General features: G+C 67.8%; 1 protein-coding gene and 1 pseudogene. One reads left to right on the top strand and one right to left on the bottom strand.

Annotation, left to right across the window (positions count from 1 at the left end; all coding sequences use genetic code 11):
- Positions 1-270 (bottom strand): hypothetical protein (locus tag AB1L30_RS00790; protein WP_367011440.1); only part of this gene is annotated, 270 nt, incomplete at its 3' end.
- Between the two features lie 134 nt (positions 271-404).
- Here AB1L30_RS00790 and AB1L30_RS00785 point away from each other — a divergent pair.
- Positions 405-593 (top strand): annotated as a pseudogene (locus AB1L30_RS00785) (hypothetical protein); the annotation flags it as partial.

Genomic DNA, 593 nt, shown 5'->3' with positions numbered 1-593 from the left:
CGCGACCCGGCAGCCCGCACGGATGAGGCGCGCGAGGTAGCTTTCCGCCGCGTGCACCGGCACGCCGCACATCGGCACCGGTTCCCCGCCATGCTCGCCACGGGTGGTGAGCGCGATATCGAGGACGCTCGCCGCGATCCTCGCATCCTCGAAGAACAGTTCGAAGAAATCGCCCATGCGATAGAACAGCAGGCAATCCTGCGCCTCCGCCTTCAGCGCCTGGTACTGGCGCATCATCGGGGTCGCAGCGGTCGGATCGGTGCCGGGCATCCGGCCTGCCTAAGCGCCCCCCGGCCGATTCGGGAAGGGAAGGCCCCGGCTTTTCCCTAGTGCTGCCGCTACGGCTTCGCTAAGCGCTGGGCCGGACGCGATCAGGCAGACGCGAAACAAAGGAAATGACCGGCATGGCCGACGAACCCCAACGCGGTTTCACCACGCGCGAGGCGCTCTATTACCACGAGGCGATCCGGCCCGGTAAGATCGAGATCGTGGCCAGCAAGCCGATGGCGACCCAGCGCGACCTCAGCCTCGCCTATTCGCCCGGCGTCGCCGCGCCGGTGGAAGCGATCGCGGAAGATCCCGCCAATGCCGCG

Origin of the sequence: Bremerella sp. JC817, assembly GCF_040718835.1 — a bacterium.
In the GTDB taxonomy this organism is placed as follows: Bacteria; Planctomycetota; Planctomycetia; order Pirellulales; family Pirellulaceae; genus Bremerella.
The sequence above is the reverse complement of the archived record's forward strand: the minus strand, read 5'-3'. Positions and strand labels throughout refer to the sequence as shown.